The sequence below is a fragment of the Mesorhizobium huakuii genome (assembly GCF_030160235.1).
Lineage (GTDB): Bacteria > Pseudomonadota > Alphaproteobacteria > Rhizobiales > Rhizobiaceae > Mesorhizobium > Mesorhizobium huakuii.
In genome coordinates, this window is the sequence record NZ_BSNY01000012.1 from 21,514 (window position 1) to 47,227 (window position 25,714).

Annotated in this window: 27 protein-coding genes and 1 riboswitch; of the genes, 3 read left to right on the plus strand and 24 right to left on the minus strand. The window is 62.6% G+C overall.

The window, feature by feature from the left end; translation table 11 throughout:
* Positions 1 to 103: 103 nt before the first annotated feature.
* The 16 genes from QQK95_RS04950 to QQK95_RS05025 form a co-directional block, all read right to left on the minus strand.
* Positions 104 to 865, minus strand: a complete 762-nt coding sequence (locus QQK95_RS04950; protein ID WP_284269582.1) for a hydroxymethylpyrimidine/phosphomethylpyrimidine kinase — start codon at positions 863 to 865, stop codon at positions 104 to 106.
* Positions 856 to 1,461 (minus strand): thiamine phosphate synthase, encoded by a 606-nt coding sequence (locus tag QQK95_RS04955; protein ID WP_284269583.1) that lies wholly within the window; start codon positions 1,459 to 1,461, stop codon positions 856 to 858. The genes QQK95_RS04950 and QQK95_RS04955 overlap by 10 nt, the downstream gene beginning before the upstream one ends.
* Positions 1,458 to 2,231 (minus strand): thiazole synthase, encoded by a 774-nt coding sequence (locus QQK95_RS04960; protein WP_284269585.1) that lies wholly within the window; start codon positions 2,229 to 2,231, stop codon positions 1,458 to 1,460. Before QQK95_RS04960 ends, QQK95_RS04955 begins: the two co-directional genes overlap by 4 nt.
* Position 2,232: 1 nt before the next feature.
* On the minus strand, positions 2,233 to 2,430 hold the full coding sequence (gene thiS, locus QQK95_RS04965; protein ID WP_183460448.1) for a sulfur carrier protein ThiS: 198 nt from the start codon (positions 2,428 to 2,430) through the stop codon (positions 2,233 to 2,235).
* Positions 2,399 to 3,400, minus strand: a complete 1,002-nt coding sequence (gene thiO / locus QQK95_RS04970) for a glycine oxidase ThiO (protein WP_284269586.1) — start codon at positions 3,398 to 3,400, stop codon at positions 2,399 to 2,401. The genes thiS and thiO overlap by 32 nt, the downstream gene beginning before the upstream one ends.
* Positions 3,397 to 5,232, minus strand: coding sequence for a phosphomethylpyrimidine synthase ThiC (thiC, locus tag QQK95_RS04975; protein WP_284269588.1), 1,836 nt, complete (start codon positions 5,230 to 5,232; stop codon positions 3,397 to 3,399). Before thiC ends, thiO begins: the two co-directional genes overlap by 4 nt.
* A 103-nt stretch (positions 5,233 to 5,335) precedes the next feature.
* Positions 5,336 to 5,452: riboswitch (TPP riboswitch) on the minus strand.
* 106 nt (positions 5,453 to 5,558) lie between these two features.
* Positions 5,559 to 6,011, minus strand: a complete 453-nt coding sequence (panD, locus tag QQK95_RS04980) for an aspartate 1-decarboxylase (RefSeq protein WP_284269589.1) — start codon at positions 6,009 to 6,011, stop codon at positions 5,559 to 5,561.
* Positions 6,012 to 6,068: 57 nt separating this feature from the next.
* Positions 6,069 to 7,052 (minus strand): beta-ketoacyl-ACP synthase III, encoded by a 984-nt coding sequence (locus tag QQK95_RS04985; RefSeq protein WP_284269590.1) that lies wholly within the window; start codon positions 7,050 to 7,052, stop codon positions 6,069 to 6,071.
* Positions 7,049 to 8,314: an adenosylmethionine--8-amino-7-oxononanoate transaminase gene (locus tag QQK95_RS04990; RefSeq protein WP_284269591.1), complete on the minus strand. Its 1,266-nt coding sequence runs from the start codon at positions 8,312 to 8,314 to the stop codon at positions 7,049 to 7,051. The genes QQK95_RS04985 and QQK95_RS04990 overlap by 4 nt, the downstream gene beginning before the upstream one ends.
* Positions 8,314 to 8,949, minus strand: a complete 636-nt coding sequence (bioD, locus tag QQK95_RS04995; RefSeq protein WP_284269592.1) for a dethiobiotin synthase — start codon at positions 8,947 to 8,949, stop codon at positions 8,314 to 8,316. Before bioD ends, QQK95_RS04990 begins: the two co-directional genes overlap by 1 nt.
* Positions 8,946 to 10,085, minus strand: a complete 1,140-nt coding sequence (locus QQK95_RS05000) for an 8-amino-7-oxononanoate synthase (protein ID WP_284269594.1) — start codon at positions 10,083 to 10,085, stop codon at positions 8,946 to 8,948. The genes bioD and QQK95_RS05000 overlap by 4 nt, the downstream gene beginning before the upstream one ends.
* Positions 10,082 to 11,023, minus strand: a complete 942-nt coding sequence (gene bioB / locus QQK95_RS05005) for a biotin synthase BioB (protein WP_284270534.1) — start codon at positions 11,021 to 11,023, stop codon at positions 10,082 to 10,084. Before bioB ends, QQK95_RS05000 begins: the two co-directional genes overlap by 4 nt.
* A 116-nt stretch (positions 11,024 to 11,139) precedes the next feature.
* Positions 11,140 to 11,994: a carboxylating nicotinate-nucleotide diphosphorylase gene (gene nadC / locus QQK95_RS05010; RefSeq protein ID WP_284270536.1), complete on the minus strand. Its 855-nt coding sequence runs from the start codon at positions 11,992 to 11,994 to the stop codon at positions 11,140 to 11,142.
* The gene (locus QQK95_RS05015; RefSeq protein WP_284269596.1) at positions 11,994 to 13,529 is read right to left on the minus strand and encodes an L-aspartate oxidase; all 1,536 of its coding nucleotides are present in this window, start codon (positions 13,527 to 13,529) and stop codon (positions 11,994 to 11,996) included. Before QQK95_RS05015 ends, nadC begins: the two co-directional genes overlap by 1 nt.
* Positions 13,526 to 14,500, minus strand: a complete 975-nt coding sequence (gene nadA, locus QQK95_RS05020; RefSeq protein WP_284269598.1) for a quinolinate synthase NadA — start codon at positions 14,498 to 14,500, stop codon at positions 13,526 to 13,528. Before nadA ends, QQK95_RS05015 begins: the two co-directional genes overlap by 4 nt.
* 69 nt (positions 14,501 to 14,569) lie before the next feature.
* Positions 14,570 to 15,520: an NUDIX hydrolase gene (locus QQK95_RS05025; RefSeq protein ID WP_284269600.1), complete on the minus strand. Its 951-nt coding sequence runs from the start codon at positions 15,518 to 15,520 to the stop codon at positions 14,570 to 14,572.
* A gap of 223 nt (positions 15,521 to 15,743) precedes the next feature.
* Between QQK95_RS05025 and QQK95_RS05030 the strand changes: the two genes are divergently transcribed.
* A complete protein-coding gene (locus QQK95_RS05030) occupies positions 15,744 to 16,682 on the plus strand; it encodes a toll/interleukin-1 receptor domain-containing protein (protein WP_284269601.1) in 939 nt (312 codons plus the stop codon).
* A 98-nt stretch (positions 16,683 to 16,780) separates the two neighbouring features.
* Positions 16,781 to 16,984, plus strand: a complete 204-nt coding sequence (locus QQK95_RS05035) for a hypothetical protein (RefSeq protein WP_284269603.1) — start codon at positions 16,781 to 16,783, stop codon at positions 16,982 to 16,984.
* A 435-nt stretch (positions 16,985 to 17,419) separates the two neighbouring features.
* On the opposite strand, the gene QQK95_RS05040 is transcribed toward QQK95_RS05035, so the two are convergent.
* Positions 17,420 to 17,956: an inorganic diphosphatase gene (locus QQK95_RS05040; protein ID WP_284269605.1), complete on the minus strand. Its 537-nt coding sequence runs from the start codon at positions 17,954 to 17,956 to the stop codon at positions 17,420 to 17,422.
* Between the two features lie 132 nt (positions 17,957 to 18,088).
* Between QQK95_RS05040 and QQK95_RS05045 the strand changes: the two genes are divergently transcribed.
* Positions 18,089 to 18,292, plus strand: a complete 204-nt coding sequence (locus QQK95_RS05045) for a hypothetical protein (protein WP_284269607.1) — start codon at positions 18,089 to 18,091, stop codon at positions 18,290 to 18,292.
* A gap of 389 nt (positions 18,293 to 18,681) precedes the next feature.
* On the opposite strand, the gene QQK95_RS05050 is transcribed toward QQK95_RS05045, so the two are convergent.
* The 7 genes from QQK95_RS05050 to QQK95_RS05080 all read right to left on the minus strand — a co-directional run bounded on the left by QQK95_RS05050 (position 18,682) and on the right by QQK95_RS05080 (position 25,644).
* Positions 18,682 to 19,494, minus strand: a complete 813-nt coding sequence (locus QQK95_RS05050; RefSeq protein ID WP_284269609.1) for an SDR family NAD(P)-dependent oxidoreductase — start codon at positions 19,492 to 19,494, stop codon at positions 18,682 to 18,684.
* Entirely contained in the window at positions 19,494 to 20,492 is a 999-nt protein-coding gene (locus tag QQK95_RS05055) for a sugar phosphate isomerase/epimerase family protein (RefSeq protein ID WP_284269610.1), read from the minus strand. Before QQK95_RS05055 ends, QQK95_RS05050 begins: the two co-directional genes overlap by 1 nt.
* A 26-nt stretch (positions 20,493 to 20,518) precedes the next feature.
* Positions 20,519 to 21,286, minus strand: coding sequence for an SDR family NAD(P)-dependent oxidoreductase (locus QQK95_RS05060; protein ID WP_284269611.1), 768 nt, complete (start codon positions 21,284 to 21,286; stop codon positions 20,519 to 20,521).
* 31 nt (positions 21,287 to 21,317) lie between these two features.
* Positions 21,318 to 22,424, minus strand: a complete 1,107-nt coding sequence (locus QQK95_RS05065) for an ABC transporter ATP-binding protein (protein WP_284269613.1) — start codon at positions 22,422 to 22,424, stop codon at positions 21,318 to 21,320.
* A gap of 67 nt (positions 22,425 to 22,491) precedes the next feature.
* Positions 22,492 to 23,397, minus strand: coding sequence for a carbohydrate ABC transporter permease (locus QQK95_RS05070; RefSeq protein ID WP_284269615.1), 906 nt, complete (start codon positions 23,395 to 23,397; stop codon positions 22,492 to 22,494).
* Complete coding sequence (locus tag QQK95_RS05075) at positions 23,390 to 24,325, minus strand: carbohydrate ABC transporter permease (RefSeq protein ID WP_284269617.1); 936 nt, start codon at positions 24,323 to 24,325, stop codon at positions 23,390 to 23,392. Before QQK95_RS05075 ends, QQK95_RS05070 begins: the two co-directional genes overlap by 8 nt.
* Before the next feature lie 65 nt (positions 24,326 to 24,390).
* Positions 24,391 to 25,644 carry an ABC transporter substrate-binding protein gene (locus tag QQK95_RS05080; protein ID WP_284269619.1) on the minus strand — a complete coding sequence of 418 codons (1,254 nt, stop codon included), beginning with the start codon at positions 25,642 to 25,644 and terminating at the stop codon, positions 24,391 to 24,393.
* Between the last annotated feature and the right edge of the window lie 70 nt (positions 25,645 to 25,714).

The following is a 25,714-nucleotide window of genomic DNA, read 5'->3' on the forward strand; positions in this document are numbered from 1 at the left end:
CGCTCGCCTTCGGACATCCAGCCGTACAGCCCACCCTTCATCGAGTGCCAGGATCCGCGGCCCAAGGCGGCGCTCATCATCATGGAGATAAAGCCACTGTGTGTCATTCGGCTGCATTTTTCTGCAGCTTTTCGAAAACAAACCGCTTGCCTTTGCGCACGCTGTCTTCGAGTGGGCTCGCCTTCGCCAAATGAGCCGCAATCGCGCTGGCCAACATGCAGCCCGTCCCGCGCATCGATGCGGCAAGGCGTGGCGAGTCGAAGCGGATTGGGGCGTGATTGGAGCGCAACAGAATATCGGTTGATCGAGGTCCCGGTGCGTGGCCGCCCTTGATCAACAGGGCCTGCGCTTGGGCAGCCATCAATTCCTGACCTTGCAACACTGCGCCGTCCTCATCCGCTGCCAGTTCCGAACCAACAAGGAGTGCTAGCTCGATGAGATTGGGTGTGACGAGACGGCAAAGCGGCATCAGATCACGTTTCATGGCGGCGATGGCGCCGGCTTTCAACAGAGCCCGGCCTGAAGTGGAGGCCAGCACGGGGTCGAGCACTGCCGGCACCTGCGGATTCTCGCGCAGCACGCCGGCAACGGCGACAACGATCTCAGCCGTTGAGAGCATGCCGATCTTGATGGCGGCCACTTCGTTGGCCTGCAGCGCGGCACGCATCTGCTCGGCCACCAGGCGAGGTGGCGAATGATGGATTTCCATGACGGCTTCGTGCGTCTGCACCGTTAGCGCTGTGACAGCAAGGCAGGTGCGTACGCCAATGGAAGAGATCGTCTCGATGTCGCGCGCAATTCCGGCTCCGCCGCTGGAGTCCGACCCGCCGACGACGAGCACATAAGGGTCTCGCCTCAGCGCCATCGGTCTGTCTTTTCGATCCATTCCCGCGTGCGCGCTTCGGGATCGGCATTCAATGTGATGTCGGTGACCACCGCCGCGCTGTCGCCGCCTGAGGCGAAGACACCGTCGAGCCGGTCAGGGTTGAGGCCGCCTATGGCGACCAGGGGTATCGGTGCGACCCGGCGCTTCCACTCGCGGATCCGTTCTATCCCTTGCGGCGCCCATTTCATCTTCTTCAGGATCGTGGGATAGACGGGCCCCAACGCGATATAGTCAGGCTCGGCGGCCATCGCCGTTTCCAGTTCGACATCATCATGTGTGCTCAGTCCAAGCCTTAGACCGGCTGCCCGAATCCGCGCGCGGTCGGCGGTTTGCATATCCTCCTGGCCAAGGTGGACGAAGTCGCAACCTTCCTCGATCGCCAAGCGCCAATGGTCGTTGACGATGAGTTGGCATTGGTGCTGGGCGCATAAAGCCTTTGCCTTGCGGATCTCCGCGCGCAACCCGAGATCATCCATAGTCTTGATGCGAAGCTGCACCAGCTTGACGCCGAGCGGCACCAGCCGTTCGATCCAGGCGGCGCTGTCGACGATCAGATAGAAGGGATCGAGCTTCATGAGAAAATCGGCCTGCCGATCGTCGGCGTCGATGGCACGGCGACGTCGCGCGGCTCGATCATGCCCGAGCAAAAGGCCTCACGGCCGGCATCGACCGCCTTGCCGAATGCGCGCGCCATGCCGACCGGATCGGCCGCCTTGGCGACCGCTGTGTTCAGGAGCACAGCGTCAAAGCCGAGTTCCATGACAGTCACCGCGTGCGACGGACGTCCGAGCCCTGCATCCACAATCAGCGGGACCCCAGGAAAATGTCCGCGCATCGAACGCAGCGCCATGATGTTAACAGGTCCGAGGGCGGAGCCGATCGGCGCGCACCATGGCATCAAGACCTTGCAGCCCGCCTCCAGCAGCCGCTCGGCGACGACAAGATCGTCGGTGGTATAGGGAAATACCGTAAAACCGTCCTCACACAGGATACGGGCAGCTTCGACCAGGCCGAACACGTCCGGCTGCAGCGTGTCGTGATTGCCGATCACTTCGAGCTTGATCCAGCCAGTACCGAAGACTTCGCGCGCCATTTTCGCGGTCGTGACAGCTTCCTTGACGGAGTGGCAGCTGGCGGTATTGGGTAGGATTTTTACACCCAGCGAGCGGATCAACGACCAGAATTGTTCGCCAGCCCTGCCGCCTGCCATTTCACGGCGCAACGAGACGGTTACCACCGACGTGCCCGACGCCTTGACCGCATCGGCAAGGATGGCCGGCGAAGGGTATTGCGCCGTGCCGAGAAGCAGGCGGGAAGGAAGCGTGGTTCCAAGAAGATCGAACATGCTAGCCTCCCTGCATCGGCGAGAGGATTTCGATCCGGTCGCCGTCGCTCAACTGGAACTCCGCCCGCTTGGCTTTGTGCACGAGGTCGCTGTTGACGGCGGTGGCGAGCCAATCGCCCTCATAGTCGAGCACGGCAAGCAGCTCCGCCAGCGTGGTGGCGGCAACCTCATGCGCTTCGCCGTTGACGGTCAGTTTCATGAGCAAGCTCCCTGGTTCTGTCTTGGCTGAAAACCAGGTCGGCAGCCTGGCGCGCCATGGCGGGGGCGAGAAGAAAGCCATGGCGGTAAAGCCCATTGATTGCAACGATGTCTCCGCTCGTTTCGACGCGCGGCAGATTATCGGGAAAGGCCGGACGAACGCCGACACCGGTTTCAACGACCTCGGCTTCGCCAAAGGCCTGGTGGAGGGCATAGGCAGCACCCAACAGCTCCATCATGGAACGCGCCGTGACCGGTCCGGCGGACTGGCTTTCAATCATCGTTGCGCCGATCATGAAACGCTGGTCGGTGCGCGGTACCGCATAAAGCGGAAGGCGCGGATGCAGCAGCCGGACCGGGCGCGACAGCGAGATGTCAGGCGTGCGCAGGATCAGCATTTCGCCGCGAACGCCGCGCAGCCTGACATCGGCTGCTGCCATTCCCGTGCAGTCGATCTGCCATTCGAAACCGGAAACAGGCTGGGCGTCGGCCCCGAAGCGGAGTTCGACGCCCATGGCCACGAGCTTGTCATGAAGTGCTGCCATCGCCTGGCGCGGGTCGAGATGAGCCTCATCGGGAAACAGCAATCCGCGCCGGAAGCGGCCGGCGAGGTCGGGCTCCAGGAGCGCAATTTCGTCTTCATCGACACGCCGATGCCCCGACGTGCGACTGGCGAACCGGTCGAGCTCGCCAGCATCACGCGGGGCGGCCACGACCAGCGTTCCGGCCCGTGTCACCTGACCCGGCAGCACCGCACCCCACCAGTCAGCGGTGTCGCGTCCGATATCCAGCACCGGCTGCTCGGCGCTTTCTCGCTCACACCATGGCGCCAGCATGCCGCCGGCAAACCACGATGCATTGCCACCGAGGCCATGCCGGGTCTCGACGACGGTCACCGCCGCGCCTCGGATCGCGAGTTCGAAGGCCGCGGTGAGGCCGGCGACGCCAGCCCCTTTGACGAGCACCCTCATGACGGCTCCGGCACCTCTGGCATGAGCGGTACGCCGGTCTTGTCAGCCGGCATGTAGAGATCGCCACCCTCGCGGTATCTCGCCGCCATCGCCGCCATGCCCTCTTTCTGTGCCTCGGCGCGGATGTCGTGGGAGATACGCATGGAGCAGAATTTCGGTCCGCACATCGAGCAGAAATGTGCCACCTTATGCGCCTCCTTGGGCAAGGTCTGGTCGTGGAAAGACCGCGCGGTTTCGGGATCGAGCGAGAGGTTGAACTGGTCCTCCCAGCGGAACTCGAAGCGCGCGCGGGAAAGGGCATCATCCCTGACTTTTGCCGCCGGATGGCCCTTCGCCAGATCGGCGGCGTGGGCGGCGATCTTGTAGGTGATCACGCCGATCTTGACGTCGTTGCGATCGGGAAGGCCGAGATGCTCCTTCGGCGTGACGTAGCAGAGCATGGCGGTGCCGAACCAGCCGATCATCGCCGCGCCGATGCCTGAGGTGATGTGGTCGTAGCCCGGCGCGATGTCGGTCGTCAGCGGTCCGAGTGTATAGAACGGCGCCTCGCCGCAGACGGCGAGCTGCTTGTCCATGTTCTCCTTGATCTTGTGCATCGGCACGTGGCCGGGGCCCTCGATCATCACCTGGCAGTCCTTTGCCCAGGCGATCTGCGTCAACTCGCCGAGCGTTTCCAGCTCGGCGAATTGTGCTGCGTCATTGGCATCGGCGATCGAGCCGGGACGAAGGCCGTCGCCGAGCGAGAAGGACACATCATAGGCGCGGCAGATGTCGCAGATCTCCGCGAAATGCTCGTAGAGGAAGCTTTCGCGATGATGGTGCAGGCACCATTTGGCCATGATCGAACCGCCGCGGGAGACGATACCGGTGACCCGGTTAACGGTCAGCGGGATGTAGTGCAGCCGCACGCCGGCGTGGATGGTGAAATAGTCAACGCCCTGTTCGGCCTGTTCGATCAGCGTGTCCCGGTAGACCTCCCAGGTCAGGTCCTCTGCGATGCCGCCGACCTTTTCGAGCGCCTGGTAGAGCGGCACCGTGCCAATCGGCACCGGTGAATTGCGCAAGATCCAGTCGCGGATGTTGTGGATGTTGCGGCCGGTCGACAGGTCCATCACCGTGTCGGCGCCCCAGCGGATCGCCCACACCATTTTTTCGACCTCTTCGGCCATCGACGAGGTGACGGCTGAATTGCCTATATTGGCGTTGATCTTGACCAGGAAATTGCGCCCGATGATCATCGGCTCGCTTTCGGGATGGTTGATGTTGGCTGGAATGATGGCGCGGCCGCGCGCCACCTCGTCGCGTACGAACTCCGGCGTGACGAAGTCCGGGATAGCGGCGCCGAAGCTTTCACCATCACGTTGGAGCTTCGAACGCAGCTGCTCGCGTCCAAGGTTCTCGCGGATGGCGACGAACTCCATTTCGGGCGTGATGATGCCGGCGCGCGCATAGGCAAGCTGGGTCACCGCCTTGCCCTGCTTGGCCCTGAGCGGCCGATTGCGTATGGGAAATTCCGGTGTCAGTCGCTCGCCCGTGGCGAACCCATTGTCTTCCGGCCGGACATGGCGGCCGTCGTAGACCTCGACATCGTCGCGCGCTGTGATCCATGCGTGGCGAAGCCGGGCAAGGCCTTTTTCTATGCTGGTTTCGACAGTCGGGTCGGTATAGGGGCCGGACGGATCGTAGACGGTGACGGGCGGTTCGCCCGCCGTCGGATGGACGGAGATTTCGCGCATCGGCACCTTGATGTGCGGATAGAGGACGCCAGACTTGTGGATTTTGCGAGAGGCGGGCAGCGGTCCCGTCGAGACGGCTGGGGTGAGGGCATTCATTGTGAGGCTCCTTTGCTCATGCATTGGAGACCCAGTTCTGTGCCGGAAGGATGAAAAGACGCTTCTGTAGACCTGCCGAAACAGGACCTCGGGCGTGAACTCCCGCAAAGCGCTTGCACCGTCCCTACGCCAGTATGAACTGGATCAGGTTCAACGGGTCACTGCGCCGCGAAAGCCAGCAGTATCTCAGCCCCTTGCCGGGACTCCCCTGGTGAATGCGCCGAATTGAACGGGCCGGCGCTATCTTGTCAAGCGCAATCGGCCTGGGGCGGTGGCGGCGGCCAATCAAGTCGTGCGGAAAGGCTGACGAATGCGTCGGAGACAGGTCACGCCCCTGAGACCAGGGCTGGAATGGCCAAAGCTTCATTCGCTTCGTCAAGGATGGAGAAGCTGTAACGACCATGTGCGTCAAGATCGACGGAGTAGCTCAGGCGATCGAGTATGTGGTTGTCCTGATCGAACGTGACGATCCGCGGCTTCAGCGAGGTGATTTGCGCTTCGTCCAGGTAGATTGAGTTGCTAACAATGATCTGGTCGCCAGGCTGGCAGGTGCGGGCGGCAGCACCGTTGAGGATGCAGCACCGCGAGCCGCGTTCGCCAAGAATAACGTAGGTCGAAATCCGCGCACCGGAATTCTTGTTCCATATCTCCACGAATTCCATGGGCAGGATCCCTGCCGCTTCGCAGTGATCAGGGTCGAGCGTTATCGAACCATGGTAGTTGAGGTTCGCTTCGGTGACGTGGATACCGTGCAGCTTGCCGGCGACTAGTTTTCGCATTGGTCTGTTGTCCTATCGATCATGAATGACCAGTCCTTTGGGCGGCCGGTCGCTCGGCTAAATTCCGACGACGAGGGCGCCGCCGCTCAGGCCCGCGCCCGCTGCCGCCAGTAGGATTTTTTCGCCCGACCGAAACGGCTCCGTCTGATTGGCTAGCGAGAGCGACAGTGGGATCGTTGCGGCCGAAGAGTTGCCGTATTCGGCGATGGTCTTGACGATCGCATGATCCGCAATGCCGAGGTTGTTCCCGACCGCATCGAAAATGCGGGCATTCGCCTGATGCGGCACGAACCTGCCGACATTCTGTGATCGCACTCCGGCAGCGGCAAGCGCGCTTATCGAGCAATCGGTCATCATCTCGACAGCCTTGGCGAAAACTTCGCGTCCGTCGGTCATCGTCATTCGGGTTTGCCCGAGGTCGAGGTCGCCACGGAACGGGATGTTGCTTCCGCCTGCCGGGATCTGGATCAGCCCGTAGCGCGAGCCATCGGAATCCACCGAGGCGCCGAGAATGCCCCGGTCGGGATCCTCGCAGGGAGCGATCACCACGGCGCCGGCGGCATCGGCAAACAGCACGGCGCTGGCGCGCTCGGCCGGGTTGATGCGGCGGCTGAGGATGTTGGCGGCAATGACAAGGCTCGCCTTGCCGTGCAGGCGGGTGAAGCCATCCGCGAACATCAGCGCATAGATGAAGCCGGCGCAGGCGCCGGTAAGATCGACCGCGCCCGCACGCCCCAGCCCAAGCCGATGCGCGACCAGCGGTGCGCTAGGCGGCAGCAGGTGATCGGGCGTCGAGGTGGCAAGCAACAACAGGCCGATGTCGCTCCGGTCGATGCCGGCGTTCGCCAGCGCCATGTCACCGGCTTGCGCGGCAAGGCCCGACAGCGTGTCTTCCTCTGTTGCCCAGAAGCGCGAGCGAATCCCGGTGCGCCGTTCGATCCAGCCGGGCTCGAGCCCGAGACGGCTTTCGATCTCCGGGTTCTCGACCTTGCGCGCGGGCGCATGATGGCCGAACCCGAGAAGGCTGGATGACCTGCTCATGGCTTGGCGCCGAAGCGTTCGCCGGCCTCCTCGATGGCGTTGTAGAGCCCGTCGAGCTCGTCGCCGGTGATGCAATAGGGCGGCAGAAGATACAGCACATTGCCGAGCGGGCGCACAAGCAGCCCGCGCTCTAGGAAGAATGCGCGCAGCTTTGGCCCGATCTCGGCCAGATAGCCGGCAGAGCCGGTGCGCAGATCGAGGGCCGCGATCGTGCCGGTTGTCCGGACGTCGGTGAAGCGAGGGTTGTCGCGAAAGCGTTGAAGCCCGGCAGCCTGTCTCGCGCTCAAGGCCGCGATACGCTCGGCCACTGGTTCGTCACGCCAGATCTCGACATTGGCGAGTGCGGCCGCGCAGGCCATCGGATTGGCGGTGTAGGAACTCGAGTGGAAAAACGTCTTCGTCCGGTCCTCGGAATAATGGGCCTGGAAGATGGCATCGGTCGCAAGCGTGGCCGCCAGTGGGATCACGCCGCCCGTTAGCCCTTTCGAGGTGCACAGAATGTCCGGAGAGATGGACGCCTGCTCGCAGGCGAACATCGTTCCGGTACGCCCCCAGCCGGTCATCACTTCGTCGGCGATCAGCAATGTGCCGGAGGCCTCGGCGATCTTCTTCAACTCGGTGAGAACCCAGGCCGGATACATCAGCATGCCGCCGGCGCCGAGCACCAGCGGCTCGACGATCAGCGCGGCTGCGTGCCGGTCGCGGGAGACTGCCTCGAACCGATCCAGCGTCTCCTGCTCGCGCCCGGCGGCGGGGAAGGGGATGGTGTCGACCTCGAACAGCATAGGCTCGTAGGCAGCGTTGAATACGCCGCGGGCGCCGACGCTCATCGTGCCGATCGTGTCGCCATGATAGCTGTGCTCCATGACGACGATGCGCGCGCGCGGCGCGCCGATGTTGCGGAAATAGCCAAGCGCCATCTTCAGCGCGACCTCGACGGAGGTCGAGCCGCTGTCGGAATAGAACACCCAGTCGAGACCGGCGGGAGCAAGGCCGACAAGTGCGCTCGCCAGCCGCTCGGCCGGCTCGTGCGTGAAGCCGGCGAAGATGATCTGGTCGAGGCTCGCCGCGGTCGTCTCGATGGCCTTGATGATGCGGGGATGGCGATGGCCGTGGGTGACGACCCACCAGGAGGAAATGGCATCCAGGATGCGCGTGCCGTCGGCTTTGTGGAGGTAGGCGCCTTCCGTCCGGACGATTTCAGGGATCGCGGGCTCAAGCGCGTGCTGGGTGAACGGATGCCACACACTGGACTGCGACATCACTCGCCTCCTGCTATCGCTGTGAGGTCGAAGCCGGCAGCCATCGCGTCCCTCAGCGTCCCGCTCGTCAGCGGATCGATGAGCGGCAGTCTGCCAAGCTGGCGTACGCCGCTGAATTCCACGATTGTTCTTTGCGTATCGGCCACCTCATCGCCGATGAAGGCAATGCCGATGAGCGGGATGGAACGGGCCCTGAGCGCCTCGATCGACAGCAGCGTGTGGTTGATCGTGCCGAGCTTGGTACGGGCGCACAGGATGACCGGCACCCGCCACTGCGCGAATATGTCGATGAATTTGGTGCGCCGGTTGAGCGGCACCATCAGTCCGCCGGCGCCTTCGATGACGATCGGACCCGGCAAGTCCGGAAGCGAGAGCTCTGCGACGTCTATCGCGACGCCGTCGAGTTCGGCTGAGCGATGCGGCGACAGCGGCTCCTTCAGGCGATACATTTCGGGCAGCACGCGCCCGGCGGGCAAGCCGGAAAGCCGGGCAACGACCTCGCTGTCCGTCTCCTCGTCGAGGCCCGATTGCACCGGCTTCCAGTAGAAGCCGTCGAGCAGGCCGGCCAATCCCGCTGAAAACACCGTCTTGCCGATGCCGGTATCCGTTCCGGTGATCACGATGCGCTTGGTCATGTCGAGGCCAGCACCTCGACGAGCGCCTCGACCATGGCCGAAATGTCGGCTTCGTCGACATTGAGCGTCAGCGAAATACGCAGCCGCGACGTGCCCTCGGGCACGGTCGGCGGGCGAATGCCGCGTATGTCGAAACCGCGCATCTGCAACGCCGCAGCCACCGCCATGGTGCGCCTGTTGTCGCCGATGACAAAGGGCTGTATCTGCGAGCCGCTGGGCTTCACGCCGCAGCGCTCGGCCAATTGATGGCCCGCCAAGGCAACGCGCTCCTGCAACCGGACACGGCGCTGGGGCTCATCGGACAGTATGGCGATCGCCTCGCGCGCTGCCACTGCCATCAGCGGCGATGGCGCGGTGGAATAGATGAATGGCCGGCAGCGGTTGACGAGATAGTCGCACAGCAGTCCCGGCCCAGTGACCAGTGCGCCGGACGCGCCGAGCGCCTTGCCACATGTGTGGAGCGCGATGATGTTGTCGCGGCCCTCGAAAGCGCCGGCAAGGCCGCGGCCCTCCGGTCCCCAGACGCCGGTGGCATGCGCCTCGTCGACGACGATGAAGGCCTCGTGCCGGTCGGCAAGCGCGACCAGGCTCTCCATCGGCGCGCGGTCGCCATCCATGCTGTAGAGGCTTTCGATCACGATCCAGACGCGCCCCGTGCCGCCTTCGGCGCGCCAGCGCTTAATTGCATCCTCGAAGGCATCGACGTCGTTGTGCGCGGCGAGCTTGAACTCGGCTCGGCCGGCGCAGGCCCCCTCATGCATGCTGGCATGAGCAAGCTCGTCGAGGACCAAAAGGTCACCCTTCTGCGGCAGGGCGGTCAGCAGGGCGAAGTTGGCGATGTAGCCGCTGCCGAAGAACAGCGCGCGCTCGGCTCCGAAGAACACCGCCGCGTCCGCCTCCAGCGCCTCGTGTTCCGGCGCGTTGCCGCGCAACAGCCGTGATCCGGTCGCGCCAACCGGCGTGCCCCGCGCGATCGCCACTGCCACCGCATCGCCAAGCCTCCTCGAGGCGGCGAGCCCGAGATAGTCGTTCGACGAGAAGTCGAGGCCGGCGCGTGGCGACAGCGTCCGCAACCGGTCCTTGCGCGCCAGTCCCTGCAAGGTCGCGTCATAGCGGGCAAGCGGTGCCCCGTTCATTGCGCCTCGAGTTCCATTGGCTCGATGCCGAGACGGCGGAACAGCAGGCTATCCTTGTCCTCGCCGGGATTGTCCGCGGTCAGCAGCGTGTCGCCGACGAAGATCGAGTTGGCGCCGGCAAAGAAGCACAGCGCCTGCATCTCGTCGGTCATGGCGGTGCGGCCGGCTGAAAGCCGGACATGCGATTTCGGCATGATGATGCGCGCCAGGGCGATCACGCGCACGAATTCGATCGGCTCGATGGGCTTGGCTTCGGCCAGCGGCGTTCCTGCGATCGGGATCAGCATGTTGATCGGCACGCTTTCGGGATGTTCCGGCAGATTGGCCAGCGTCACCAGCATGTCGATCCGGTCCACCGGCTCTTCGCCCATGCCGACAATGCCACCGCAGCAGACCTTGATGCCGCTGTCGCGGACATTGGCCAGCGTATCCAGACGGTCGGCAAACGTCCGGGTCGAGATGACCTCCGAGTAGTAGCGCTCGGAGGTGTCGATGTTGTGGTTGTAATAGTCGAGGCCGGCCTCTTTCAGTTGCTGCGCCTGGCCGAGATCGAGCATGCCCAGCGTCATGCAGGTCTCCATGCCGAGCGCCTTGACACCCTCGACCATCGCCACGACCGCATCCATGTCGCGCGCCTTGGGATTGCGCCAGGCAGCACCCATGCAATAGCGCGTGGCGCCGGCGTCACGCGCCTTGGTCGCCTCGGCGATAACGCGCCTGACCTCCATCAGCTTCGACGCCTTCAACCCGCTTTCGTGATGCGCCGACTGGCTGCAATAGCCGCAATCCTCCGGACAGCCGCCTGTCTTGATGCTCAAGAGCCGGCTGAGCTGGACCTTGTTGGGATCGAAATTCTGGCGGTGCACGGTCTGCGCCTGAAACAGCAGGTCGTTGAAGGGCGCGTCGTGGAGAGACTGGGCCTCTTCAAGGCTCCACATCCGGCGGTCGCCGAGGGATTGAACTTCAGGCACGGTCTTTTCCGAAATCGCTGCGTGCATTTCCATCCTGTTCCTTGCGTTGTGGTGGTTTGGGCGCCGATGGTCAGCCGCGATAATCAAAGCTCTCGGTAGTCGAGGCCGATGTCGAGGATCGGGGCGCAGTGAGTCAACCAGCCAATGGAAATCAGATCGACACCGGTTGCGGCAACGGCTGGCGCAATCGCGGCGGTGATCCTGCCCGACGCCTCGGTTGTGGCCCGGCCGGCAACCATGGCTACCGCCTGGCGAAGCTCGTCGACCGACATATTGTCGAGCAGCACCGCGTCGGGAGCGAGCGCCAGAACCTCTTCCAACTGGGCCAGCGTATCGACCTCGACTTCGATCTTGACGAGATGACCGACGCCCATTCGGGCCCGCTCGATTGCCGGGCGAACTCCGCCGGCGATGGCGATGTGGTTGTCCTTGATCAGGATGGCGTCGTCGAGGCCGAAACGGTGATTGGATCCGCCACCGGCACGCACGGCGTATTTTTCGACGGCTCGTAGACCAGGCGTCGTCTTGCGCGTGCAGACGATCTTTGCGCCGTGGTCGCGGACCGCCGCGACCACCGATGCCGTCGCCGTGGCGATGCCGCTCAGATGACAGAGAAAATTGAGCGCCGTCCGTTCCGCGCCGAGAATGGCGCGGGCCGGCCCGCTCACCGACGCAATGGCCTCTCCTGGGGTGACTTCGCTGCCGTCCGCTCGCTCGACCGTCATCTCGACATTCGGATCGATCAACCTGAAGGCAAGCATCGCCAGATCGAGACCGGCGACAATGCCTCGCTGGCGTGCCGCAAGCACGGTCGTCGCGTGGCGTTCCTTCGCCACGATGGCATCCGTGGTCAAGTCACCGGCCCTGCCAAGGTCTTCCAGAAGAGCTGCCCGTACCAGAGGCTCGAGCATGATTGTCGGAAGCGGCGAGAGGTTCATCATGTGGCACCTTCCAGCAGAGGTTCGAGTTCCCGCGCCGCCACAAGGGCGGCTTCGAGCGTGATTTCGGAGCGCTGGGCAACAGTCGCATGATGCGTAAAGTCGGTCCGGAAATGAGCCCCGCGGCTTTCCCGGCGCCGCAAGGCGGCAATCGTGATCATCAGCCCGACAGCTGCGGGATCGGATGCTGCATCGTGCTGCCGAGCCAGCGGCAACAAGGCCTGCGCAGCCTCTTTCAACCCGTCGCTATCACGTGTGACGCCGAGGGCACGCGACAAATGAGGGCGCACAGGTCTTGGGTCTGGCGCGGGCAAGTGAGGTGCCATGGCTGGCTTTCCGCCACCTCCGGGCGAACCGGCTACACTCTCGGCGACCCAGCGCGCGCAGACGACGGCTTCGGTCAGCGAGTTGCTGGCCAGCCGGTTGGCGCCGTGCAGCCCGGTCGAGGCGACTTCGCCGCAAGCCCAAAGTCCCGGAACCGATGTCCGCCCGGCCAGATCCACTGAAACACCACCCATGTGGTAGTGCTGGGCAGGGCGAATGGGAATGAGATCACGCGTCGGATCGATGCCGGCCTTGGCGCAGGCCGACGCGATCGTCGGGAACTGGCGCGCGAATGCCGGGCCGGGTCTTTCCCGCACATCGAGAAGGACGCGATGGCCATCGGCGAGGTGCTTCCAGACGGCGCGCGCGACGATGTCGCGCGGTGCGAGTTCCGCGCCCCGCAAACCGTCGAGGAAACGTCGGCCCGTCTCGTCGACGATCACAGCGCCTTCGCCGCGAACCGCCTCGCTGATCAGCGTCATGGGGCGGTCCGATCCATCGAGCGCGGTCGGGTGGAACTGGATGAATTCCATATCGGCCAGGACAGCTCCAGCGCGGGCCGCGAGCGCCAAGCCCTGTCCGCAACTGCCCAGCGGATTGGTGCTGTCGAGAAACAACCCGCCGATCCCGCCGGTGGCGAGGACGGCCCGTCCCGTGCTGAAGAACACCGGGCCCGTCGGACCGCTCCCCAGAACACCGGCGATCTTGCCGTCCTCCACGGCCAGCCGGCGCGCTTCGAACCCCTCGACGACCTCTATTGTCGGCGTCGAGCGGACGGCCGCGACCAGGACACGCATGATCTCGCGCCCGCTACCGTCGCCATCGGCATGAACGATGCGGCGCCGGCTGTGCGCGGCTTCCAGTCCGAGACGTACCCCTCCTTCCGGCATGCGGTCGAAGCGAACCCCGAAGCCCGCCAATGTCTCGATCGCGCCCGGCGCCGCATTGAGGATACGGCTCGCCATCTCCCTGTCGCAAAGCCCATCGCCTGCTGCGAGCGTGTCGGCCAGATGCAGTGCCGGATCGTCGTCGTCGCCGAGGCTTGCGGCGAGGCCGCCCTGTGCCCACGTGCTGGATGCATCAGCACCCAATGGCGTCCTGGACAGGAGAAGTACCGCCTCGGACGCCAGGTGCAGCGCAGTCATCAATCCGGCTATGCCGCCGCCGATGATCACCGGCCGGCCGGCGAGAGAGTGGACGTCCATGCTCATACGGCCAGCATCCGCTCGACGGCCAGCCGCGCACGACCGGCGATTTCGGGTGCGATGGTCACGGCATGGCGGTTCTGCTCGAGCGCCGTACGGATGTTGGCGAGTGTTATGCGCTTCATGTGCGGGCACAGATTGCAGGGCCGGATGAACTCGACCTCGGGATGCTCGACCGCGACGTTGTCGCTCATCGAGCACTCGGTCATCAGCACGACGCGGGGCGGCTTTTGCCTTCCGACATAGTCCGACATGGCGGCAGTCGAACCGGAAAAATCAGCTTCCGCGACGACTTCCGGCGGGCACTCGGGATGCGCCAGCACCGTCACGCCCGGATGATCCTCGCGCAACTGCCGGATGTCGGCCGGTGTAAAACGCTCATGCACCTCGCAATGCCCCTTCCAGGCGATGATCTCCACATCGGTCTGGGTGGCGATGTTCTGAGCCAGATACTCGTCGGGCAGCATGATCACCCGGGAAACACCGAGGGACTCGACGACGGCCTTGGCATTGCCGGAGGTACAGCAGATGTCGGACTCGGCTTTCACTTCTGCCGATGTGTTGACGTAGGTGACGACCGGCACGCCCGGATAACGTTGCCGCAGCAGCCGGATGTCCTCGGCGGTGATCGAATCCGCCAGCGCACAGCCGGCTTCGAGGTCGGGTATGAGTACCGTCTTTTGCGGGTTGAGCAGCTTCGCCGTCTCGGCCATGAAGTGGACGCCGGCCAGCACGATGACATCCGCGTCGGCCGTCATCGCCTTGCGGGCCAGCGCCAGGCTGTCGCCGACGATGTCGCCGACACAGTGGAAGATCTCCGGTGTCTGGTAGTTGTGCGCCAGGATGACGGCGTTTCGCTGCCGCTTCAGATCGAGAATGGCCTCGATATCATCGGCGAACACCGACCATTCGATCGGTGGGATGACCCTCCGCACGCGGTCGTAGAGCGCAGCCGTGCGCGCAGAGGCGTTGAGCATGTTTTGTCCCCTTAATATGCTCTCTTCGAGTACATTAAGGATATATGCTTAACTTGAGCATATTGAATGTCAAGCGCGTGAAAGTGGTAATTTCGTCCCTGCGACAGTTCGTTCCGCCTGAACTGTCTGGCGGAAGCGGAAGCGTTTGGCCGGAGGCCCTCGTGTTTCCGACACCGTCTCGCCTGTCTCCTCGACTAGATCTTGCTGTTCGATGAGACGCCGGAAATTCTGTTTGTGCACGAGCCGGCCGGCAAGCGCTTCAACGGTGCGCTGCAACTGCAGCAGCGTGAATGCGGGCGGCATCAGTTCGAACACCACGGGGCGGTATTTGATCTTAGTCCGCAGCCTGGCGATACCGGTCGCCAGAATGCGGCGGTGGTCGGCGATCATCGGTCGGCCGGGCAGGGACCGCGGACTGCCGGCGTCCCTCCCGCGCGTGGCCTCGGCCACCAGCGTGGCCTCATAGAGCATCTCGTATCGCTGTAGGACGAGTTCCTCGTTCCAGTCGCGACCGTCCAGACCGAAGGCATGGGCGACGCGCTGCTGGCGATCGTGGCGCATGCTTGGATCTTCGGCTTCATTCGCCCAGGCGGAAAGTCGGGGCACAAGGATGTCACGCAAGACAGACGGCACGCCTGCGCGATGATCTTCCCACGGAAAATAGTCATACCAGCCTCGCCAGCCATGTGCTGGAGACCTTTCGGCCTGCTCTTCTCGCGTCAGGCCGAGGTAGCTGATCGAGATCACGCGCTCGCCGCCGGTCCGGTCGCGATCGGCGAAAGTATAGAGTTGCTCTACGTAGCCAAGCGGGTGACCGGTCTGCTGCTCGACCCAGGTTCTCAGGCCCGACTGCAAGGAACGATGGTCGAGCTCAAAAGGGCCGGACGGCAAGGCTTGAGCCTGCTCGATGGTGAGCACGCGTGGCTGACCGTCGGTCACCGCAATGACAACAGCAATCAGGTCCGCGCTAACGGGGTGGCGCTGATTAGTTCTCGCAGGCTGCCTTGTCACCTGGGTCATTCTTTGTCCTGCATGGATTTCGATGGAAGTCCGAAGATCGTGGCGTCCTAGCGGTGCAAGCTGAGCGAAAGGTGTACTTACGCACGCCGCCCGTCAACGTTCGTCAATGAAACGACGTGTGGTACCTCGATCCCCCTATTGGCATGGACTTTTCCGATCCTCAGACCTAACCATCCGACGCAGCGACGGCTCGAATTTGCCGGAACTCAGCCAGGAATTGGACATGACGGACTTCTTCATAAGCTACACCGGCGTGGACAAAAAATGGGCCGAATGGATCGCCTACATCCTCGAAGAAGAAGGTTTCTCCACTATCGTTCAGGTTTGGGATTTCCGCCCGGGAAGCAATTTCGTCCTCGAGATGCAGGAAGCTTCAAGTGCCGCCGAACGAACGATCATGGTGCTTTCGCCCGACTACCTGAAGTCCGGCATGGCGGCTGCCGAATGGGCCAGTGCGTTCGCGCGGGATCCTCAAGGCCTCGACCGGCGCGTAGTGCCAATCATGGTCCGTAGCTGCAAGCCAGAAGGTTTGCTGACGGCTATCGTCCAGATCCGAATCGTCGACATGGACGAAGGTTCGGCGAGGCAGGCGATCCTGGACGGCATCGACATCAAGCGGGCAAAGCCTTCAAACCGTCCCAGTTTTCCCGGCGCGCCATTGGCCCTCGAGCATAAGGATTTCCCCGGCGCACAGACGACGCGCACAAGGCCCATCCGTTCCTTGCTGCCTGGCCTCGATGCCAAGATCAGCGATGTGGACCGTCGAAGGTTCGTCAAAGGTGCCTTCGCGGCGATCCGCGGAACTTTCCAAGACAATCTGAAGCAAGCCGCCACAGAGAATGGCCGTATCGAGTTCGACATCACGGATGCAACCGCCACCGACTTCAGGGTCGAATTGTTCCTCGATGGCACAAGCAAGAGCCAATGCCGGATTTGGCTTGGCGGGATGATGGGGGACAACAACATTTGCTTCGCCGAAGGAAGGATGACGGGCGATGCCTGCAACGAAATCCTGGTCCCGTCCTCGACCGGCGAACTCGTCTTGTCGGCGACGCTGTCCATGGGTTTTTCGGAAATTGAAAAGGGCCTGGACATGAAGCGTCTGAGCCAAGAACAGGCAGCTGACTATCTGTGGGAGAGATTCACAGCGCGGTTGCGATAGTCACATAGCCAAAGAGCTTGCTTCCGGTCCAATGCCCGTAGGTAACGATTGGCGCTCTAAGTGTGGGTTTGGGAACGACCCATACGGAACGATACGGAATGCTTCTGATTTTGGCCCACGTTTTGGCCTACGAAAAACTCAACAAAATCAATGATTTTCATTCGTCCTCCGGGCCTGCCATGACCATTGATCTTGCAACGAAAAAATGCCCTAGTTCGATCGATGACGGTACTTTTCGAGACGGCTGGGGCGCGCCGTCCGAACGCTACAAGGTGCAAAAAATCGCCGATTGGTCTCGATAGTTGGTGAAACCTCAAAATATTTTTCGCGGCGATTTTCCCTTTAAAATCAAAAGCGTAATTTTTTGACGGATCATGCGTCGGCTTTCGGTGCCGCAAGCAAGAAAAAACCCAGCCAGATCAATGATCTAGCTGGGTTAGAAACAATCGAGTGGGAATGATTCAGGCCCATTCGAACGCCGCCGAAAATGCGCCATTCTGCAACGTAACATACTGAAAATAAAAATAAAATATCGCAGGGACGGTCAACAACTATCTGTGGGCTGAGATTGGCTGCGTGTCATGCACGTGGTCGACAGAGCCGATCTTTTCATTGGCCGGGCCACAAATGGTTGCGCCTTCAAGAATACCAGGTGTCAGTTCGGCGTTCGTCAGACGGGTATGGTTTGCGTGGTCTAACCAGCGAAAAGGCGAACGTTTCCTACCCGGGACAGCCCCTCACTTGCGTTTGTGCCGAAAAGCCTTGGCACCCTTGCTCAGCGACTTGGCGGCCTCGTTGGCGTCCTGCCAGCCCTTCAATTTGATGGTCTTGCCTGTGCCCAGCACCGAAGACAAAAAGAACTGCTCGATCTCCTGGCGCAAATCCGGCGGCACATGGTCGGCTGCGACGGGCTTGTCAGGGGCGTCCTCTTTGTGCGGGCAGAAAATATAGCGATCGTTCCGCATGACGGTTCCGCCGGGATCCTTCTGCTTTACCCGCAGCGCACCGAGCAGGTCGCATGGAATAACCACACCAGGTGCCGTCGCTGCCTGGTGAATCACCATGCCGTCGAGCGGATCGCCATCATCTCCGAGGGTGGACGGCACGAACCCCCAATCGTAGGGGTACGTGTTGCCGACCGGCAATGGCCGTGAATATTGGAAAACACCGTTTTTGGGTTCATAGGCCAGCTTTGCCGCAGCTCCCCTTGGCGTTTCGACAACGACACGAAACAGATTCCGGGATTTCGTCGGCAATTTCAAAAAGTTTGTCATCGCGCATACATCCAAATTCACCATCGCAGTAGCACGCGCGAGGCGGCAAAAGGTTCCCTGCAACCAGCCGCCGATGGGTGGAGCCTGCGTTGGACGCGCTTGTTCATCAGCCTGGCGGAAGGGGAGAGTCTGATGGTTAAGGTTTCGCCGCATGCGCTGAAAGGCGTTGGCTACGTGACTTCGACCATAAGCGCCATATCGCTGGCTGCGGTCAGCTGGAAAAGTGCGTCGCAAGATACGATGCTTGCCGTATCCCTGTCTGGCGGCACCGCACTGTCGATAGTGGGCATGTGCTGCCGCTCGTATGCGATCGAAAAGCGCCAGAAAGGCGTTTAGCATGCGCTGGCGGGGCGTGGCGCCCAACTCTTCGGCCGCTCGTTGACCTATGCTGGTTGATCCCAGCTCCTAAATGGCCCGCTGCCTCCCCAAAGGCACAGCGAGCCTTTTTCCGAGGGAACGATATCGCGCTGAAGGAATTTCATAGCCGCACTGTTCCCGACTGGTATCTGGGCTCCAGCCCGATCAACGCGGTCCGTCCGCTTTATGCGCCGAGCGAGCCGCTCTGCGAGGCCTATCCCGGCGTGCTGCAACCTTCAACGAGTTGGCACACTGAAGCAGCGCCTTGAGGAGGATTAACGGCTTTGCACCCAATTTCAGCCGTTGCCGGAGTAGTCATTCATGCGGTCGCGTCCCTTCGCCAGCGGACATCGCCAAACGGCGGCCATTTAGCCTGGAAAGATCGTGAAACCACCATCGACGCGGATGACCTGGCCGTTGATGAAGCGCGCGCGCGGACCGGCGAGAAAGGCCACCGCCTCGGCGATCTCTTCCGGCTCCGCATAGCGGTTCAGCGATTTCTTGCTAGAATCCATACGGTTAGGATCGACCACTCGGGTCGCCTGGAACCGGGCCGTCTTGGTGGCGCCGGGGCTGACCGCATTGACGCGCACACCATCGTCGATCAGTTCTTTGGCGAGACAGCGCGTGTAATGTACGACCGCGGCCTTCAACGTCGAGTAGACGACCTCGGGTGAGACGCCGAGATGTGCTGCCGCCGACGCGATGTTGATGACGGAGCCGCCGCCGCGCTGCTTCATTGGCGGCACGAAGGCCTGGCAGACCAGCATCGTGCCGATCAGATTGTTCTCGGTGAGCACGCGGATGTCGTCCAGTTCGATGTCGAGGGCGTTGTTCGGGTTCGGCTTGCCGCCCTTGGCGCCGATGTCGCCGCCGGCACAATTGACAAGCACATGCACGTCACCGAGATCGGCCTCGATCTTGCGCTTCATCTCGGCCACCGCCTTCTGGTCGCCAATGTTTCCGGTTACCGACGTGACCTTCGTGCCATGCCGCTTCAGGCGCTCGACCACCTCTGCGAGATTGGCGAACTCGCCATATTTGGCCGGTGCTGTTTCATCCATGTCATGGATCGCGACATTGGCGCCGAGTTCCGCCAGGCGCTCGGCCATCACGCGACCAAGGCCACGACCGGAGCCGGTGACGAAGGCGGTCAATCCATCGAGTTCACGTGTCGCCATCAGATATTCTCCACTTTCATCAAACCAAGGTTGCGCATGTTGGCGGCGCTGCGCCGGATCATGTCGAGCTCATAGGAAACGAGGGAAGCGTCGTCTTCGCGCTCCCAAGGGGTGCGGTAGTCTGCATCGTCGGGCAGCCGATTGCGCTGGGCTGCCCGCAGGCAGGCGGCAAATTCTCGCGCCGTTTTCGGCGGATAGCCGTGCCACCAGTCGTCGCTGAGAAAGCGGACATGCCTCGCCTCCAATGCGCCTGGTTCCAGAACGGCGGTCATGCGACTGTGGTGTTCGGCAAGAATTGCGAACAGCTGGGCAAACGGCACTGCGCCATCGCCGATGGCACAACGGATCAGCCTGTAGCCTTCGGTCGTGAATTGCACGCGGTAGTCCTTGAGGTGGACATGGCGGACATAAGGTGCGATCCGCCGCGCAAAATCGAGCGGCGCTTCGCCGACAGGGAATGTGTTGCCGGTGTCAAAAGTGACGCCGATGCCTTCGCCGCCGAGCGCGCAGAAATCGACGAGTTCCTGGCTGGTGAAGTCCTGGTGGTTTTCGATCGCAAGCACATGGCCCTCGGCAATCGCGCGGGGCCCCCATTCCTTCAATCTGTCTCGAATGATGCCGGCGAACTCGCCCCATTTCTCGCCGGCGGCGTTGCGGTCGCCACACAGAACCGGCGTCAGCGCGGTTCGGATGATTTTCACCCTCAGCAGGCGTGCGGCTCGAAATGCGGCGTCTAGCGGTTCGCCCACCAGAAGGCCGCCGCTGACGATCGGTGTGATGCCAAGGCTGGCGAGCCTCTCGCGCAGCGCGATCACCGCGCCGTCGGAAAGCTCCGTCAGCCATGGCACCCAGATCTCGAGAACCCGCGCGTCGAGCTCGGTCGCAAGCGCGATGAAACCCTCCAGCCCTGCCGGCTTGGGATTGGCGCGTGGCGTGCCGCGAGCCTGGAGGCCGAGATGATAGGTCAGACCGTAGGGGTTCAGGCCGACCTGGAGCATGGAACGATCCTTTGATGGGGCTGGGGTCATCGCAGACCGGCATCCACGGTGATCGACTGCTTGGTGATCATGCGGCTATCGTCGGCGGCGAGGAACAGCACCGTACGCGCGATCTCCTCGCCCAGCAGAACCCGGCGGATCATCTGGCGCTGCACCACCTGGTCGACCGACGACTGCGTCTTGTACCAAAGCCGCCGTTGCCGGTCGGTGATGACGGCACCCGGCTCGATGGCGTTGACGCGGATGTTGTCGGGCCCAAACGCCCGCGCCAGCGCGAATGTCAACCCGACCACTGCAGCCTTGGCCGTCGCATAGGGCGCCATGTCCGCCGCGCCGAAACGCCAGGCGATCGAGGAAAAATTGACGATCGAACCAAAGCCCAGTTCCTTCATGTGCGGATGCACGGCCTGGGCGGCAAAGAAGTGGTGCCTGAGGTTCACGTCCTGGGCGTGGTCCCAGTACGCCTGCGTCACGTCGGCGACCGGGTGGCGATTGTCGTCGGCGGCGTTGTTGACCAGCACCGCGACAGGTCCGAGGCGGTCGCGCACCGTGCCGATCGCAGCCTGGAGGGCGACAATATCGGTCACGTCGCAGCGCATGAAGAGGGGCGGGTGCGCTGCCGTGGTGCCGAGTTCTCGCGCGAGTTCCTCGCCGGCCTCCTGCTGTAGATCGAGAAACGCGACGCGTGCGCCATTGGCGGCGAAGGCGCGAACCGTATCGGCGCCGATGCCAGACGCGCCGCCGGTAATCAGCACGACACGGTCGGCCAGGCTCGGATAGGTGGCAAAGGGCAAATGCGAAACTCTCTTCAGATCAGGCGTTGGGTCAGATCAGGCGTTGGGTCGTCGGGTCGAACAGGCACGCACGCGCCATGTCGATGCCGAGCGTCACCGTCTCACCCATCCGAGGCGTGCCGTCGGGGTCGAAACGGCCGGTGATCTCCTTGGCGCCCAGGCGCAGAACGGCCATCGTCTCCGCACCCGTCGGCTCGACCAGTTCCACCACGGCATTGATTTGAGCGATGCTTGGCTTGCGACGGGCAAGATCGGGATCAAACCGGTAGATGTGCTCCGGCCGGATGCCGAGCAAGAGCTGTCGCGGCGTATCGGACGGCAGCGCCTGGACGATCGGCAGGCTGGCCGTCTTGCCGTCGGCGGTCGGCAAGACAACAGTGGGGCGGCCGCCTTCCTCGCTCAGTTCGGCCGGCAAAAAATTCATCGCCGGCGAACCCATGAAGCCCGCGACGAACATGTTGGCCGGACGGTTGTAGATCGTGGCCGGCTCATCGAATTGCTGGACCGATCCCTGATGCATTACGGCGATGCGCGAGGCGAGCGTCATTGCCTCGACCTGATCGTGGGTGACGTAAACCGTCGTCTTGCCGACGCGGTGATGCAGTTTCTTGATTTCGGTACGCATGTCGACGCGCAGCTTGGCGTCGAGATTGGAGAGCGGCTCGTCGAACAGGAACAGTTTCGGATCACGCACCAGCGCCCGGCCCATCGCGACGCGCTGGCGCTGGCCGCCCGAAAGCTGTCCGGGCTTGCGCCCAAGCAACGGTTCGATCTGCAGGAACGCTGCAACCCGTTTGACCGCCTCGTCCTGCTGCGGCTTCGGTACGCGGCGGCTTTCCATGCCGAAGGTGATGTTCTCGCGCACCGTCATCGTCGGATAAAGCGCGTAGGACTGGAACACCATGGCGATGTCGCGGTCCTTCGGCGCAACCGAATTGACCAGCCGGCCGTCGATGCGGATCTCGCCGGAGGTTACGGTTTCCAGCCCGGCGATCATCGCGAGCAAGGTGGACTTGCCGCAGCCGGACGGTCCGACCAGCGCGATAAACTCACCGTTCTGCGCCTCGAGATCGATGCCCTTCAGCACCTCGACCGCGCCGTAGTTCTTGCGCAGGGACCGGATGGTCAATGTCGACATGCGATACCCTTCTTGGTGGTCGGGGCGATCGGCGACATGAGACAGACTCCGTTCACTTGATCGCGCTTCACTTGATCGCACCCTGGGTCAGGCCGCGGACGAAATACTTGCCACCGAAGAGATAGATCAGCAGCGGCGGCAGCGCGCCGATCAGCACGGCGGCGCTCATGACATCGTAGGCGCGTACATTCGTGCCGCTTGCCGTCAGCGCGACGAGTGCGGCCGTGATCGGCTGTTGCTGCCCGGAGGTGAAGACGACACCGAACAGATATTCGTTCCAGATGCCGGTGAACTGCCAGATAACCGTGACGATCAGGATCGGTGAGGAGAGCGGGAGAATGATCTTGCGGAAGATGCGCCAGAAGCCTGCGCCGTCGATGCGTGCCGCCTTGATCAGATCGTCGGGGATGCTGACGTAGTAGTTGCGGCAGAACAGCGTGGTGAACGAAATGCCCTGGATGACATGTATGACGATGAGCCCGTAGGTCGAATTGCTGAGGCCCAGATTGCCGAGGATGAACGCCCAGGGCATCAACGAAATCTGGCCCGGAATGAAGACGCCGAGCAGCATGCAGGTGAACAGCGCTTCCGAACCCTTGAAGCGCCATTTCGACAATATGTAACCGTTCATAGCGCCGACCACCGTCGAGATGATCGTCGCCGGGATCGTCATTTTCAGAGAGTTGTAGAAGCTGCGCTGCATGCCCTCACAGGTGCCGCCGATGCAATAGGTGCTCCAGGCCTGGCCCCAGGCTTCGAGGCGGAAGCTGCGTGGCAGCGAGATCAACCCGTTGCGCGCGATCTCTTGCTGATCACGGAATGAATTCAGCACCACGACCAACAACGGCACCAGGTAGATCGCCGCGAAGATAACCAGCAGCCCATAGATGACGAAGCGGGTGAGGAAATGCCTGCGCGCCGCAACTGTGGCAGCGTGACGATCCTGCGCCTGGTCCAACGAGACGTCACCCATGGCCGGCTTCCTTGCGCCGGCGCCAAACCACCCACAACGAATAGGGCACCAGCACCACGGCAAGAGCGGCAAGCATCATGATGGCCGCCGCAGCACCTTCGCCGATCTGGCCGCGTTGGAACATCAGGTCGTAGACATAAATGGCAGGGAACGTGGTCGAGATCCCCGGCCCCCCTTTGGTGAGGGCCGCCACGAGGTCGAAGGTCTTGATGGCGAATTGGATCTGGATGACGGCGACCGCCAGGAAGATCGGGGCAATCGTTGGCAGAAGCACTTTGCGATAGATGCGGAAGGTCGACGCGCCGTCGATCTGCGCGGCCTTGATGAGGTCCGAATCGACCGAGCGCAGACCCGCCAGGAAGAGCGCCATGGCAAAGCCCGAGGACTGCCAGACACCGGTGATGATCACCGCATAAATTGCATAATGCCGGTCGCTGGCGAGGGCGAAACTGAAATTCGTCCAGCCCAATCCGCGCACCATGGCCTGGATACCGTCGGTCGGGTTGTAGAGCCAACTCCAGACCGTGCCGGTGACGATGAAGGACACGGCCAGCGGATAGAGGAAGATCGTGCGCCAGACCGCTTCTCCGCGCACACGCTGGTCGATCAGGATCGCCAGCAGCAGTCCCACTGCCATCGAACCGACGATATAGAAACCGCTGAAGAGAAAGAGGTTATTGTAAGCGATGTTCCAGCGCCGGTTCGCCCAGAGTGACGCGTAGTTGTCCAGACCGACGAAGCCGTAGGTAGGGAGCAGCGAGGAGTTGGAGAGCGAGATGTAGAGCGTCCAGCCGGTGAACACGAAAACATAGACGAAGCTCGCCACAAGCGAGGGGCCGAGCACCAGCAAGGGCATCGCGGAGCCCAGCCGCTCGCGCCAGGGGCGGGCGGGCGCCGGGGTCGACAGGATCAGGTCGTGATTTGACATTTGCGGCGCGGAACTGGATGGAGGATAGCCGGGTGCGGATAGAAATTGCGCCCGGCCGTTCCTGTCTACTTCTGTGCTTCGGCCGCGTCGGCCATCGCATTGGCGCCGTCCTCGGGTGACATGTCGGGCGTCGCTACGAACTCGGTAATGGCGTCCATGATCGCACCGCGCATCTTCTGCGGGATGGTCATGTTGTGCGCCATCGAGCGGACCAGCGTGCCGTCCTTGATCGAAGCCTGCAGATCCTTCTGCGAGAGCTGCTGGCACGGATTGAAGCCCTTTGACAGGTCGATATCCAGGCGTGCGGGGATTGAGCCCTTGGCCTGGTTGAAGACCGTCTGGAAGTCGGGCGACAGGATCAGGCTGGCAAGCAGCTTCTGGCCGTCGATGTAATCCTGATCCTTTTGCTTGAAGAACACGACCGAGTCCGAGTTGAGTATGAAGCCGGGCTTGCCCCAATCGGTCGGCGCCTGGGCGCAGACATAGTCGGTGCCTTCCTTAAAGCCGGCGGCCGTCAGCAGGCCAATCGTCCAGTCGCCCATGATGTGGAAAGCCGCGTCGCCCTTGCCCACGAGCGCCGACATCGAATCCCAGTCGCGGCCAACCATGCCCGGATCCATGTACTTGGTCGTCATCAGGCGCATCTGCTGGAAGGCCTTGACCATCCCCGGGCTACGCATGGACTCGACATCGCCCTCGACGAAGGCCTTGCGGTAGAGATCGATGTCCTGGCCGTAGAGCACGACCTCGAACACCGTCGAATCCGTCCAGTCGGCGGTCGAATGCGAGATGCAGATCTTGCCGGACGCGACGATCTTGTCGCAGGCCGCATTGAACTCGGCCCAGGTCTTGGGCATTTCCGTCACGCCGGCGGCCTGCATGACCTTCGGCGAGGCCCACAGCCAGTTGATGCGGTGGATGTTCATGGGGGCGGCGACCCATTTGCCGGTGGGCTTCATCACCGGAAGCAATTCCGGCGCGACCACTTTCTCCCATCCTTCCGAGGCCGCCAGTTCGTCGAGATCAGCGGTCATGCCGGTCTTGTTCCACTCGGCGATTTCCGGACCTTTCAGCTGCACGGCGGGCGGGGCATTGCCGGCGATCACGTCAGCACGCAGCTTGGCCAGCGTATTGGCCGTGTGACCGGCGATCGAGGTCTGTTCCCATTTGCCGCCCTTGGCGGTGAACATCTCGCCGAGCTTGGCGATCGCCTGCGCGTCCGATCCAGTCGCCCATTGATGCAGCAGGTTCGTCTTGGGCTCGGCGAAGGCTGCCCCGGCGGCAAAGGTGCACGCAACGGCGGCCGCGAGGGCGGTCATGATGCATTTCATAGTTTCACTCCCATATGGTGTTGCACGGTTCGTATCGACCGCTTATGGCCGCGGTTTG